Source organism: Arthrobacter sp. Y81, assembly GCF_002929335.1.
Classification (GTDB): Bacteria; Actinomycetota; Actinomycetes; order Actinomycetales; family Micrococcaceae; genus Arthrobacter.
The window spans coordinates 259,514-273,111 of record NZ_PJIL01000002.1 but is presented as its reverse complement, the minus strand read 5'-3'; the positions used below and the strand labels follow the sequence as shown (position 1 = coordinate 273,111).

At 65.9% G+C, this 13,598-nt stretch carries 7 protein-coding genes and 1 pseudogene; 6 read left to right on the top strand and 2 right to left on the bottom strand.

The features are described 5' to 3' along the window. Positions 1-16 precede the first annotated feature (16 nt). Both CXQ91_RS04040 and CXQ91_RS04035 read right to left on the bottom strand, forming a co-directional pair. Positions 17-283 carry an acyl-CoA carboxylase subunit epsilon gene (locus CXQ91_RS04040; RefSeq protein WP_374953620.1) on the bottom strand — a complete coding sequence of 89 codons (267 nt, stop codon included), beginning with the start codon at positions 281-283 and terminating at the stop codon, positions 17-19. Further along, positions 280-1,863: an acyl-CoA carboxylase subunit beta gene (locus CXQ91_RS04035; RefSeq protein WP_104172637.1), complete on the bottom strand. Its 1,584-nt coding sequence runs from the start codon at positions 1,861-1,863 to the stop codon at positions 280-282. Before CXQ91_RS04035 ends, CXQ91_RS04040 begins: the two co-directional genes overlap by 4 nt. A gap of 206 nt (positions 1,864-2,069) precedes the next feature. On the opposite strand from CXQ91_RS04035, the gene CXQ91_RS04030 reads away from it, so the two are divergent. From CXQ91_RS04030 to CXQ91_RS04005, 6 genes and pseudogenes are all read left to right on the top strand, one after another. Next, entirely contained in the window at positions 2,070-2,960 is an 891-nt protein-coding gene (locus CXQ91_RS04030; protein WP_104172636.1) for an NAD(P)-dependent oxidoreductase, read from the top strand. A 50-nt stretch (positions 2,961-3,010) separates the two neighbouring features. Further along, positions 3,011-4,018, top strand: a complete 1,008-nt coding sequence (locus CXQ91_RS04025) for a biotin--[acetyl-CoA-carboxylase] ligase (RefSeq protein ID WP_181038763.1) — start codon at positions 3,011-3,013, stop codon at positions 4,016-4,018. Further along, positions 4,011-4,637: a PH domain-containing protein gene (locus CXQ91_RS04020; protein WP_104172635.1), complete on the top strand. Its 627-nt coding sequence runs from the start codon at positions 4,011-4,013 to the stop codon at positions 4,635-4,637. The genes CXQ91_RS04025 and CXQ91_RS04020 overlap by 8 nt, the downstream gene beginning before the upstream one ends. Beyond that, positions 4,627-6,021: an adenylate/guanylate cyclase domain-containing protein gene (locus CXQ91_RS04015; RefSeq protein ID WP_258073814.1), complete on the top strand. Its 1,395-nt coding sequence runs from the start codon at positions 4,627-4,629 to the stop codon at positions 6,019-6,021. The genes CXQ91_RS04020 and CXQ91_RS04015 overlap by 11 nt, the downstream gene beginning before the upstream one ends. 146 nt (positions 6,022-6,167) lie before the next feature. Further along, positions 6,168-12,326 (top strand): Ig-like domain-containing protein, encoded by a 6,159-nt coding sequence (locus tag CXQ91_RS04010; protein ID WP_104172634.1) that lies wholly within the window; start codon positions 6,168-6,170, stop codon positions 12,324-12,326. 163 nt (positions 12,327-12,489) lie between these two features. Next, a pseudogene (locus tag CXQ91_RS04005) lies at positions 12,490-13,598 on the top strand (hypothetical protein); the annotation flags it as partial.

Below are 13,598 nucleotides of genomic sequence, written 5' to 3'. Positions count from 1 at the left end.
GCCGGCCGACGCCGGCTTAACCCCGGCTGCGCTTCCAGGCGCCCGGCCCCGGCGTGGGGGCCAGCCGCAGCTGCTGCCGGCGGACCCACTGGCGGACGCTGGGCTTCGACTTTCCCTCTGCCACAGACGTGCCAAGGGACAGTACGACGGCGGCGAGGGCCGCCAGCTCCACGTCCGTCGGTTCGCCCTTGACCACGGAGAACAGCGGCTCCTGGGCGGTCGCTTCGCCAGGTGCAGCTTCGTTCCCCGCCGGGTTTGCGGCCGGCTCCACTTCGGGCGTCACAGCGGGATGTTTCCGTGCTTCTTGGCGGGCAGGCTGGCGCGCTTGTCCCGGAGGGCACGCAGGCCCTTCATGATCTGCACCCGGGTTTCGGACGGGGCAATGACGGCGTCCACATAGCCAAGCTGGGCCGCCTGGTACGGGTTCAGGAGCTCTTCCTCGTACTGCCGGATGACCTCAGCGCGCTTTGCCTCGACGTCCCCGCCGGCCTCAGCGACGGCGGCGAGCTCACGGCGGTACAGAATGTTGACGGCGCCCTGTGCGCCCATCACGCCGATCTGCGCCGTGGGCCAGGCCAGGTTCAGGTCGGCGCCGAGCTTCTTGGAGCCCATCACGATGTACGCCCCGCCGTAGGCCTTGCGGGTGATCACGGTGAGCTTGGGAACGGTGGCCTCGGCATAGGCGTAGAGGAGCTTGGCGCCGCGGCGGATGATGCCCTGGAATTCCTGGTCCTTGCCGGGCAGGAAGCCGGGGACGTCCACGAGCGTGATGATGGGGATGTTGAAGGCATCGCAGTGCCGCACGAAGCGCGCGGCCTTTTCCGAGGCCGAGATGTCGAGGGTGCCCGCGAACTGCATGGGCTGGTTGGCCACGATGCCCACGGTGTGGCCTTCGATGCGGCCGTAGCCGATCATCACGTTCGGCGCGTAGAGGGCCTGCATCTCCAGGAAGTGGCCGTCGTCCACGATCTGCTCAACGACCTTGCGCATGTCGTAGGGCTGGTTGGCGGAATCCGGGATCAGCGCGTCCAGGGTGAGGTCGTCGTCATCGACTTCCAGCTCCTGCTGGTGCTCCAGGACCGGGGCCTCGGCCAGGTTGTTGGAGGGCAGGAAGTCCAGGAGCTCGCGGACGAATTCGACGGCGTCCGCCTCGTCCGAGGCCAGGTAGGTGGAGGTTCCGGTGGTGGCGTTGTGCTGGCGGGCGCCGCCCAGTGTCTCCATGTCAACGTCCTCGCCGGTGACGGTCTTGATCACGTCAGGGCCGGTGATGAACATGTGCGAGGTCTTGTCCACCATGACCACGTAGTCGGTCAGGGCGGGGGAGTAGGCCGCGCCGCCGGCGGAGGGGCCCATGATGAGCGAAATCTGCGGGACGACGCCGGAAGCGTGGACGTTGTTGCGGAAGATGTCCGCGAACATTGCCAGGGAGGCGACGCCCTCCTGGATGCGGGCACCGCCGCCATCGAGGATGCCCACCACCGGGCAGCCGTTGCGCAGCGCGAACTCCTGGACCTTGACGATCTTCTCGCCGTTGACCTGGCTCAGCGAACCGCCGTAGACGGAGAAGTCCTGGCTGTAGACCGCCACGGGGCGGCCGTCCACCGTGCCGTAGCCGGAGACAAGCCCGTCGCCGAGCGGCTTCTTCTTCGCCATGCCGAAGGCCGTGGAACGGTGCACCGCAAGGGCGTCGAACTCGACGAAGGAGCCCTCGTCCAAAAGGAGGTCGATGCGTTCACGCGCGGTGTTTTTGCCGCGTGCGTGCTGCTTTTCGATTGCTTCCGGGCCGGAAGGCTGCTCGGCACGAGCCTGGCGGTCGCGGAAGTCTGCAATCTTGCCCGCTGTCGTTGTCAGATCGTGGCTCATCAAGTGTCTCCGGCTCTGTAGCTGATAGTCGCTGGTCCCGTTGTGCATCGGCGCTTAAGTAGCTTCCGCACAAAAACAGGACCCTGATGGCTAGTCTAGTGACGCTATTCGCCCGGACCGCTGTAGAAACCCTACAATTTTCTGCCTCTGAGTGACGCTGACCGCTATGTTACCCATCAGTAACATAGTTCGGCTAGAGTGTCCTCATGACTTCAAGCAACGATGCTTCGGGCACCGCCGCAGGGCCGTACCAGGCCGCCGGTTCCCTTCAGGGCCGCACCATCCTGATGTCCGGCGGCAGCCGCGGTATCGGTCTGGCCATTGCCCTCCGCGCCGCCCGCGACGGCGCCAACATCGTGCTGATGGCCAAGACCGGCCAGCCGCACGCGAAACTCGAAGGAACGGTTTACAGCGCCGCCGAACAGCTGGAGGCGGCCGGCGGCCAGGCGCTCCCGATCGTCGGAGACGTGCGCAATGATGACGACGTCGCCGGTGCGGTTGCCGCCGCCGTCGAACAATTCGGCGGCATTGACACCGTGATCAACAACGCCTCGGCCATTGACCTTTCCAAGACCGACGCCGTGGACATGAAACGCTATGACCTGATGCAGGACATCAATGTCCGCGGCACCTTCCTGCTGTCCAAGCTCGCGCTGACCGCCCTTCGCCGCTCATCGTCCGCCAATATCCTGACCCTTTCGCCGCCCCTGAACCTGGATCCCAAATGGGCCGGAATGCACCTTGCCTACACCATGGCCAAATACGGAATGAGCCTCACCACGCTCGGACTGGCCGAGGAACTCAGGGAAGACGGCATCGATGTCAACTCGCTGTGGCCCTGCACCCTGATCGACACCGCCGCCATCCGCAACATGCCCGGAGGCGAGAACATGGTCAAGGCCGCACGCGGTCCGGAGATCGTGGCGGATGCGGCCCATGCGGTGCTGACGCGCAGCAATGCAGTGGGCGACGGAGGCACGCGGAGCGGCAATTTCTACACGGATGAACAGGTGCTCGCCGCGGCCGGCGTGACCGATTTCTCCCCGTACAGCCTCGGGGCGCCGGAGGGCCGGCTGGTCCCTGACATTTTCCTCTGAGAACCCCGTGGGCCGCCGCCGCAGCTGCGGCAACTCGGTAGGATTCAACTATGGACGCCCCACAGCCCGCCGACGGCCAGGACCCGAGCAACGTGCCTTCTCCCGAGAGCAACCCGGAGTTGCCTTCCGCGGCGCAGCCGGAGGCCGCGGCCCGGGTCGGACTCAACAGGAATGAGTTGAGTGGCGAGGATTTCCTGGCGGCCAACGGGATCGCGCAGCTTATTGTGGTGGACTCGACAGGGTCCACCAATGCGGACCTCCTGCAGGGGGTGACCGTGGACCCGCACGCCTGGCCGGACCTCTCCGTGCTGACGGCCGAGCACCAGACGGCAGCGCGCGGCCGGCTCGACCGCCACTGGGAGGCGCCGGCGCTGAGCTCCGTGTCTGTCTCAGTGGTCCTCCGGCCGGTCAACTCTGAAGGACGGCCGCTGCCCACCCACAGCTACTCCTGGTTCTCGCTGCTCGCGGCCCTGGCCCTGCGCGAGGCACTCCTGGAAACGGCCGGAATCCCGGCCGAGATCAAATGGCCCAACGACGTCATGGTGCGGGGCCGGAAGATCGCGGGCATCCTGGCGCAGCTGGGCCCCATGGGGGACGGAACCGTTCCGCCCGTGATCCTTGGCACCGGCCTCAACGTGACACTGACCGCATCGGAGCTCCCTGTTCCCACGGCCACGTCCGTGCTGCTGGAGAGTGCCCGGACCGTCGACCGGACCACACTGCTCAAGAGTTACCTCTCGCGCTTTGCTGCCCTGTACCGCAACTTCTGCAATGCCGACGGCGACCCCGCCGCCGGGATGGCCGGCGGGCCGTCGCTGCACAAACGGGTTGAATCGGTGATGTCCACCCTCGGCAAGCAGGTCCGCGCACAGTTGCCGGGGGACCATGAGATCATCGGCCACGCATCCCGCCTGGACGAATACGGTTCCCTCCTGGTGGTCGACGCGGGCAAGCACGAGCATGTGGTGACCGCCGGTGACGTGGTTCACCTCCGGCCATGGACGCCGCCGGGCGCTCCGGGCGCGGGGACCGGAACCGCGGAAAGCGGATATGCGTAAAGACCTCCTGCCGGGCGAACAGGTCATCACTGTCACCCGGCCCCAGCCCCGGAAGCTGGCCTTTCCGGGGTTGCTGTTCATCGTTGCGCCCGCTTTGGGGGCCTTCGCGAGTGCCTGGATTGTGAAAGGGGAACCGGCCAGGCTGGTGCCGCTGATTACCAGGGAATGGACCTTTTGGCTTGTCGCAGTGTGCGTCGCCGGAGTTGCGTGGATACTGTTGGGGTATTGCCTGCCGCGCCTGCTGAGATGGCACGCTACCCAGTACGTATTGACCAGCAGGCGGATAGTTGCCCGTTACGGCATGTTGCGCAGGCGGGACATGCAGATCTCGCTCGCATCGGTGCGTCACGTCGGGGTCAGCCAGTCGCTGTGGCAACGCATATTGCGTTCCGGGAATATATCGTTGGATACCGGGCACGGTGTGGATGCCGTGATCCCGGATGTTCCGGAGGCTGCGAAGTTTCGAAACTTCGTCCTCGACGCGATCGATGAGCTGCCGGACGGCGTGATTTTTGGGGCCGACCGGGAGCCGGGAAACGCCGGGGACGCGTCGCAGTACCGGCCGTGGGATATGGGGGAGCCGTGGGATACGAGAGAAGGTGGAAGAGATGAGCGCTGAGAATGCCGGGGCTGTGAACGAGGCGGAGCCGTCTGTGCTGCCTTCACCGCCGGACGCCGTAGTGGAAGCCGTCACGCTCGAAGCCGCTGTCCTGGATACGGCCACCCTCGAACAGGTCTCATTGGACCCGGCCCCGGGACTGGTGGACCGTGCCGCCGTTGATCCGGTCTCGCTCGATGCTGCCTCCGTGGGGGCGCCGGTGCTTGGAGCAGCCCTGCCTGGTCGCCCTGCCGATGCCCGCCCCGCAGTGCACCACCCGATACCCCACGACCCCGCGCCGTATGATCCTTCCCACGCAAGCCGTTCCGCCGAGTCCGTCGAAGCCACTCCCACCGGAACCCTCTCCGCCGAACGGCTCGCAGCCAAGGCGCTCGAAGCCAGGCTCCTTGGCGGGGAACGCAAGCTGCGCCGCCGCGAGGTGGCGGCCGGCGCCGGGCTGTCCCTGCTGTCCGCCCGCAAGCTTTGGCGTGCCCTGGGGTTTCCCAACCTCGGCGATGAGGACGTCGCCTTCACGGAACGTGACCAGGCGGCACTGTCCACTGTTGTGGACCTTGTCCGGACGGGGAAGCTCACCGAAGAGGCCGCCATTTCCGTTACCCGTGCCATCGGGCAAATGACTGACCGGATGGTGGTTTGGCAGATCGAAGCCCTCGTGGAGGATATGGTCCACCAGCAGGGTGTGCCGGACGCCGTGGCCCGCAAGATGCTGGTCAACCAGCTGCCGTCGCTTGTGGATGCCCTTGAGGAAATGCTGACGTACTCCTGGCGACGGCAGCTCAATGCCGGTGTCCAGCGTCTTGCCGTACGGGCAGAGGCCGGACTGCAGGCCAGTGAAGAGGGCCGTGAAGGCGACGAGGATGACGCCCCGCTGCCCCTTGCGCGGGCGGTGGGCTTTGCGGACCTGGTTTCCTATACGAGCCTTTCCCGGCGCATGAACGAGAAGACGCTCGCGCAACTGGTGCAGCGCTTTGAGAACAAATGCGCCGAGATCATTTCGGTCGGTGGCGGCAGGCTGGTGAAAACGGTGGGAGACGAAGTCCTTTACATTGCCGAGACTCCGGCGGCAGGCGCCGAAATTTCGCTCGCGCTGTCACATGCCTTCACCGAGGATGAGATCCTTCCGCAAGCGAGGGTTGCCATGGTGTGGGGCCGCATACTCTCGCGCCTTGGCGACATCTACGGCCCCACCGTTAACCTCGCCGCCCGCCTGACGTCGCTGGCAGATCCCGGTACTGTCCTGGTCGATTCGATGACGGCCGCAGCACTGGAAAACGACGAGCGGTTTGTGTTGGAGCCGCAGCAGGCCGAGGAGGTCCGCGGCTTCGGGGAAATCCACCCTTTCCTGCTGCAGCGCGGCAGTGGCCGGGGCCTGATCCTGGATTGACACTCGAATACGTGTAACCGCCGCAGGGAACCGCGGAGTGTGTTTCTAAAATTGATGGTCTTATGACATAGTCGGACTGATCCGGCTATTTCGCACAGCGGGTCCTGGCATGCCCGGAATGCATTTTTTGTGGGGGAAAACTGGTAATGAAACGGCTACGTGGTTCCGTGCGGCCTGATTCAGGATCGAAGCGGGACAGCCGGCGCGCCAGAATTCTCCGCGGCAGCGTTTTCGCGGTGACGGCCGCTGCGCTGGTGGCGGGTGCGGTGATTTATCCCGGGTTCAAGACCACCGAGGTGGAATTGAACGACGGCGGCGTCTGGGTCGTCTCCAAGTCCAGGAATGCCGTGGGCCGGCTGAATTACCCGTCGCGGGTCCTGGACGGTGCGGTGACGCCGGCGAGTACGACATTTGATGTGCTGCAGGATGCCGGGAACGTGTTTGTGGACGACAACGCTGGGTCCACGCTGAACCAGGTGTCCCCGGCCAACATGCGCCTGGGCGGGGATAAGAAACTGCCGGGTTCGGCAGATGTGAGCTTCGGTTCCGAGGTCATTTCCGTCACCGACGCAGCGAAGGGCAAGGTCTGGGCCCTCTCGCCGTCCACCGTGAACGGATTCGACGAGGAGTCCACGGAACCCGTGCTGGCCGCTTCGCAGGGAACCGTGTCCGCGGTGGGAGCCGACGACCGGATTTACAGTGCTGATCCGAAGTCGGGCGCCGTGACCGTCACGGCCGTGGACGCGAACGGTGAGACAACGGCGACCGAGTCCACCACCTGGGACGGGCTCAAGGGCGCGGGTGATCTGCAGCTGGCCGTGGTGGGGGACAAGCCGGTGGTGCTGGATGCGGGCCGGGGGAAGCTGTTCCTGCCGGGCGGGCGGGCTTTGGATCTGGCGGACGCGCGGGAGGCGAAGCTGCAGCAGTCGGGTCCGGCCTCTGATGCGGTGGCGGTGGCGACGCCGAAGGCGTTGTTGAAGCAGCCGCTGGACGGTTCCACGGCGAAGACTGTCTCGTTTGACGGTGAGGGTGTTCCGGCGGCGCCGGTGCAGCTGGGCGGCTGCATCCATGCGGCGTGGTCGGGGGCGAACAAGTATGTGCGCGACTGCGTGAACGATGCCGATGACAAGAACGTGGACGTACCCAAGGCGAGTGCGTCGCCGTCGTACGTGTTCCGGGTGAACCGGGACCTGGTGGTCCTGAACGACGTGAACTCGGGCAATGTGTGGCTGGTGAACCAGAACATGCAGCTGGTCAACAACTGGGACGACGTGATCCCGCCGCAACAGACCTCCGACGACGCGGACAAGGACTCCGCGGACGAAGTCCAGCAGACCGTCCTGCCGGACCGGACCAAGCCCAACAGCGCACCGGTCGCCAAACCGGACACGTTCGGGGTGCGCGCCGGAAAAACCGCCATCCTCCCCGTCCTGGACAACGACACCGACCCCGACGGCGACATCCTCACCGTTCGTGCCCCCGATCCGATCAAGTCCGGGCTCCTCGCCCCGATCTATGGTTCCACCGGCTTCCAGGTCAGCGTCCCTGCCGACAAGACCGGTTCGGAGACCTTCAAATACTCAGTGGACGACGGCCGCGGGCTCACAGCCGCCTCCGACGTCACCCTCAATATCATCCCGCCGGGGGAGAACTCCGCCCCGCGGCAGAAGCCGAACCGGAACACCACCCTCGTGGTCCAGGCCGGCAAACTCGTCAGCCAGAACATCCTCACCGACTGGACCGACCCCGACGGCGACGACCTCTACGTGGTCAGTGCCACCGGCAGCGACCCCCGGGACCAGGTCAAGGCCCGGCCCGACGGACTGCTCAGCTTCCAGGACGCAGGCTCGGAACCCGGCCGCAAGGTGGTCACCCTGACGGTGTCCGACGGCCAATCCACCGCCGAGGGCAAGGTCACGGTGGACGTACGCGCCCCCGGCGCGCTTCCGCCGACTGCCAACGCGGACCACATCGTCGCCGTCGCCGGGGTGGACACAGTCATCGCACCGCTGAAGAACGACTCGGACCCGCAGGGCGGTGCGCTCCGCCTTGCCCAGGTCTCGCCGGATGGCAATTCCACAGCCATCATGGGGGCGGACCAGCAGACCTTCACCTTCAACTCTGCCGCCCAGGGTGCCCACTATGTGTCGTACCTCGTAACCAACGGTCCGGCCAGCGCCCAGCAACTGGTCCGCGTGGACGTGGTTCCCGGCAACGGCGACGGCGCCCCCGTCGCCGTGCGGGACACGGCCCTGCTGCCCAGCGGCGGCAGCGTCCTGGTGGACGTGCTCGGCAACGACTCAGACCCCTCCGGCGGCGTCCTTGTAGTCCAGTCCGTCACGGCGGCCGACGGCCAACCGATCAGTGCCTCGGTGCTGGACCACTCCGTCGTCCGGATCACCGACATCCGGGCGCAGGGCCAGCTCAACGTCAAGTACACGATTTCGAACGGCAAGTCCTTGGCCAGCGGCGACATCGCAGTCCTGGTGGTGCCCGCACCGGCCAAGCTGCAGGCGCCGCAGGCCAAGCCGGACGAGGTGTCAGTGCGCGCGGGCGACGTCGTCACCATACCGGTCCTCGAGAACGACACCGACCCCAACGGCGGCAAGCTCGCCCTCGAGCCGGAACTGGCGCAAAAGCCCGACGACGCCGACGGGCGCATCTTCCGCTCCGGCGGCACGCTGCGCTTTATTGCCGGGGACGTACCTAAGACGGTCTACGCGATCTACAAGGTCACCAATGAATCAGGGCAGTCGGACTCGCAACAGGTCACCATCCGCGTCCGCGCCCGCGATGACGAACGGAACACCCGTCCCGAACCGAAGAACCTGACCGCTCGCGTAGTCTCCGGCATGGAGGTACGGATCCCCGTTCCGCTCGACGGCATCGACGCCGACGGCGACTCCGTGCAGCTGATCGGGGTGGACAAGGCCCCCGCCATGGGAACGGCCGTGGTCAAGGACGGCTACCTTGAGTTCACCGCCACCGGAGCTGCTGCCGGCACCGACACCTTCACCTACCGGGTCCGGGACCGGATCGGCGCCGAAAATACCGGCACCGTGATTGTGGGCATCGCCCCGCCGGAAGCCAACAACCAGAAACCCATCGCCGTGGACGACGCCGTGGATGTCCGCCCCGGGCGCAAGATCGCCGTGGCCGCCCTCAGCAACGACTCGGACCCCGACGGGGACCCGATCGGGTTGGTCTCCAACGCCTTCGAAGCCCGCCCGGAACTCCGCGTCGAGTCAGCCGACGGAGGCAAAGTGCTGCTCACCGCGCCGGGTGCCGCCGGCAACGAAAGCGTCAGCTACAAGATCCAGGACGACAAGAAAGCCCAGGGCAGTGCGGTGGTCCGGGTCCGGGTCACCCCCGATGCCGCCCTCAAGGCGCCGGCCGCCCAGGACGATGTCATCACCCCCGCCGAGACGCTCGGAAAATCCGCAGTCGACGTCCCGGTCCTGAAGAACGATTCCGACCCCGACGGCGTGGCCTCCGAACTCAAGATCAGCCTGCCGGACGGCAATCCGAACGCCCGCGTCGGCGGCGACGGCAACGTAGTGGTCGGCCTTGCACCGGCGGACCAGCTGGTCCCGTACACCGTCACCGACGTCGACGGCCAGAGCGCCACGGCAGTCATCTGGGTGCCCGGCCAGGGCGAACAGCACCCCACCCTGGCCCGCGCCGACGTCGTTGAAGTGATGGCCGGCAAGGAAATCACCCTGAACCTGAACGAGTACGTCCGGGTCAGGGACGGCCGCACACCCCGGATCACCCAGACGGACAAAGTCCGTGTGCAGGGGGCGGACGCCCAAAACGTCATCGCCGGCAACGGCAACGCCCTGCGCTACGCCGCGCTCAAGGACTACGTTGGCCCCGGCTCCGTCACCTTCGAAGTGACGGACGGCTCCGGCCCGGACGATCCGCAGGGCCTGAAATCCACGCTGACCGTCATCACCCGGGTGATTCCGGACCCGAACGCCAACCACGAGCCCACTTTCAGCGGAACCGACCTTGAGGTGCCCAAGGGCGAAGCTGCGGGCCTGGAGCTGGGCAACCTGGCCAAGGATGTGGATTCCGGGGACCAGGAGAAGCTCAAGTTCGAATTCGACGGAGCCTTGCCGGAAGGCTTCACGGCCACGATTGAGGGGCAGACTCTCAAGGTCAGCTCCGAGTCCGCCCTGGCTGTGGGCCGCAAGGGAACCATCCCGCTGAAGGTCAGCGACGGCCGCTCCGGACCGGTCAAGGCCTCGGTGACGGCTACCGTCGTCGCCTCCAACCGGCCGCTCCCGACCGCCAACGAGGACGTCATCGAAAAGGCCAACGCCGGCCGGACCGAGACCATCAACGTCCTCGCCAACGACTTCAACCCCTTCAGTGATGCCCCGCTGAAGATCGTCTCTGTCGCAGTGGAAACGGGCTCTGCCGCCGGGCAGCCGGTAATCAGCGGGGATTCCATCACGGTTACGCCGGCGGACGGATCCAAGGGCGTTATGGTGCTCCGGTACACGGTCTCGGACAAAACGGACGACCCGTCCCGCCAAGCGAACGGCCGTGTCCGCATCACGGTCCGGGACAAGCCGGACGCACCCTCTGCCCCCGCCGCAACGGACGTGCGCAGCCGGACGGCCGTGCTCAAGTGGGCTCCGCCCGCGGACAATGGCGCACCGATCTCCAAATACACGGTGCGCTCCAATGGGTTTAGCCAGGACTGCCCCACCACTACCTGCACGCTCAATGGCCTGACGAACAACGTCAAGTACGTCTTCACCGTCACCGCCACCAATGAAGTCAATGAGTCCGAGACCTCACCGCCCTCGAATGAGATCCGGCCGGATGAGAAGCCGTCCCCGCCGGAAGCGCCCGCCGTGAAGGCGGGCGATAAGAACATGGTGATTAACTGGCCGCCGGCCAAGACCGAGGGCTCGGCCGTCAAAAGCTACAACCTCGAGATCTCGCCGTCGCCGGCCAGCGGAGTCGCCGTGAAGAACGGTGTGACCGGCCTGACCTACACCTGGCCCGGCCTGACCAACGGCGTCCGCTACAAGGTGCGCGCCCAGGCCGTCAACGAGCTTGGCCCGTCGGAGTGGGGCATTTACTCCTCCGAAGACAACCCGGCCGGAGTCCCGGCCGCACCACCCGCCCCGACGTCCGCCGTGGCTTCCGCGGTGGGAACCACCAACCAGCTGCGGGTGAACTGGACGGAACCGGATACCAACGGGGACGCGATCAGGAACTACTACGTCACGATGAGCGGGGGCGGCGGAGCGCCGCAGACCCAGACCATCGCGGGTACGGTACGCACGGCCAATTTCACGGCCAACAACTCCGAAGCTGAGTACACGTTCACTGTCCAGGCCGTAAACAAGGCAGGAAAGGGTGCCGTCAGTCCACCTTCGGCGCCCCGGCGCGCCACCGGCAAACTCGGCCAGGTCTCAGGCGTTACTGTTGCTGCTGCGGACACCGGAGGAGCCGGGCGTCAGGTGACCATCAACTTCAGGGAACTGACCGCCGCCGAACGCAACGGTTCGGCCGACGGTGAGGTCAGCTACAGCTACAACGCCAGCACCGGCCAGAGCGGTCCCATCAAGCCCGGGCAGACGGTCGGCGGCTTCACGAACGGCACGGCGACCACCATCACTGTGATCGCACACTCCACCGTGGCTCCGAGCTCCAACGCCAGTGCCGGAGCTTCGGCCACCCCCTACGGTTCGCCCGGTACACCGTCGGCGTCGGGGCAGGACGGCGCGATGAACCAGAAGTCGCTCACCCTGAACTGGTCCTCCCCATCGACCACAACCAACGACGTTGCCCTGACCAGGATCAGGATCGACAACGGCGGCTGGGAAAACGTTGCCGCAGCCGGCAGCAGGGTCATCAACACAGGCGGATTCGGGGAGTCCCATCGAATCGACGTGAAAACCGTCAACTCCCTGGGAACAGAGAGCGGCGTTGTTTCGGCGTCCGCCAAATCCGGTGCGCAAGGAGAGTGGATAACGACCGTCGTCAAGGGCACGGATCTGGTCCGCACCTGCACGTTCGAATACGGCAAGGCCAGCTACCGGCCGAAACCCTACTTCGACTGCCAGGGGGTCAACAACGGCGATACACCGCCGTGGTTCTACGTCAACAGCGGCGAGCGGATTGTGGTCCACTGCTATGTGATGATGAACGACCAGTGGACCAACACCCCGGATCAGCCGTTCTACCGGGTTGAACCCGGATCCAACCGGAACGTCGGGTACTACATGGTCGCGGGACACTCACAGCTCGGTCAGCCGTACTCCCATGGGATTCCGCAATGCTGATCCCAATGACGGAAGGAACCGCAGGTCAGGCGGTTGGGGAGAGCTCCCCATCGCGGTCCGGCGGCTGGTTGGGTAGGCTGTCGCGGGAAACAGAGAGCCCGGTACCGGGTCTTTGGAAACGCTGCCCTGGGGGCGGCTGCGATTTTGAGGGAATTGAAAACTTGTGACAACTCTGTTCGGCAAGCTGGGTCTCAGGGAGCGCCGCAGGAAGTTGGTTTCGGGCACCGTTTTTGCGGTGGCCGGTGCTGCGCTGGTGGCGGGTGCGGTGATTTATCCCGGGTTCAAGACCACTGAGGTGGAATTGAACGACGGCGGCGTGTGGGTGGTCAGCAAGGCCAGGAATGCTGTTGGCCGGCTGAATTATCCCTCGCGCGTGCTTGACGGTGCAGTGACCCCCGCCAGCACTACCTTCGACATCCTGCAGAACTCCGGTGACGTCTTCGTCGACGACGAGACCGGCTCCACGCTGAACCAGGTGTCCCCGGCCAACATGCAGCTCGGTGGCGACAAGAAACTGCCGGGTTCGGCAGATGTGAGCTTCGGTTCCGAGGTCATTTCCGTCACCGACGCAGCGAAGGGCAAGGTCTGGGCCCTCTCGCCGTCCACCGTGAACGGATTCGACGAGGAGTCCACGGAACCCGTGCTGGCCGCTTCGCAGGGAACCGTGTCCGCGGTGGGAGCCGACGACCGGATTTACAGTGCTGATCCGAAGTCGGGCGCCGTGACCGTCACGGCCGTGGACGCGAACGGTGAGACAACGGCGACCGAGTCCACCACCTGGGACGGGCTCAAGGGCGCGGGTGATCTGCAGCTGGCCGTGGTGGGGGACAAGCCGGTGGTGCTGGATGCGGGCCGGGGGAAGCTGTTCCTGCCGGGCGGGCGGGCTTTGGATCTGGCGGACGCGCGGGAGGCGAAGCTGCAGCAGTCGGGTCCGGCCTCTGATGCGGTGGCGGTGGCGACGCCGAAGGCGTTGTTGAAGCAGCCGCTGGACGGTTCCACGGCGAAGACTGTCTCGTTTGACGGTGAGGGTGTTCCGGCGGCGCCGGTGCAGCTGGGCGGCTGCATCCATGCGGCGTGGTCGGGGGCGAACAAGTATGTGCGCGACTGCGTGAACGATGCCGATGACAAGAACGTGGACGTACCCAAGGCGAGTGCGTCGCCGTCGTACGTGTTCCGGGTGAACCGGGACCTGGTGGTCCTGAACGACGTGAACTCGGGCAATGTGTGGCTGGTGAACCAGAACATGCAGCTGGTCAACAACTGGGACGACGT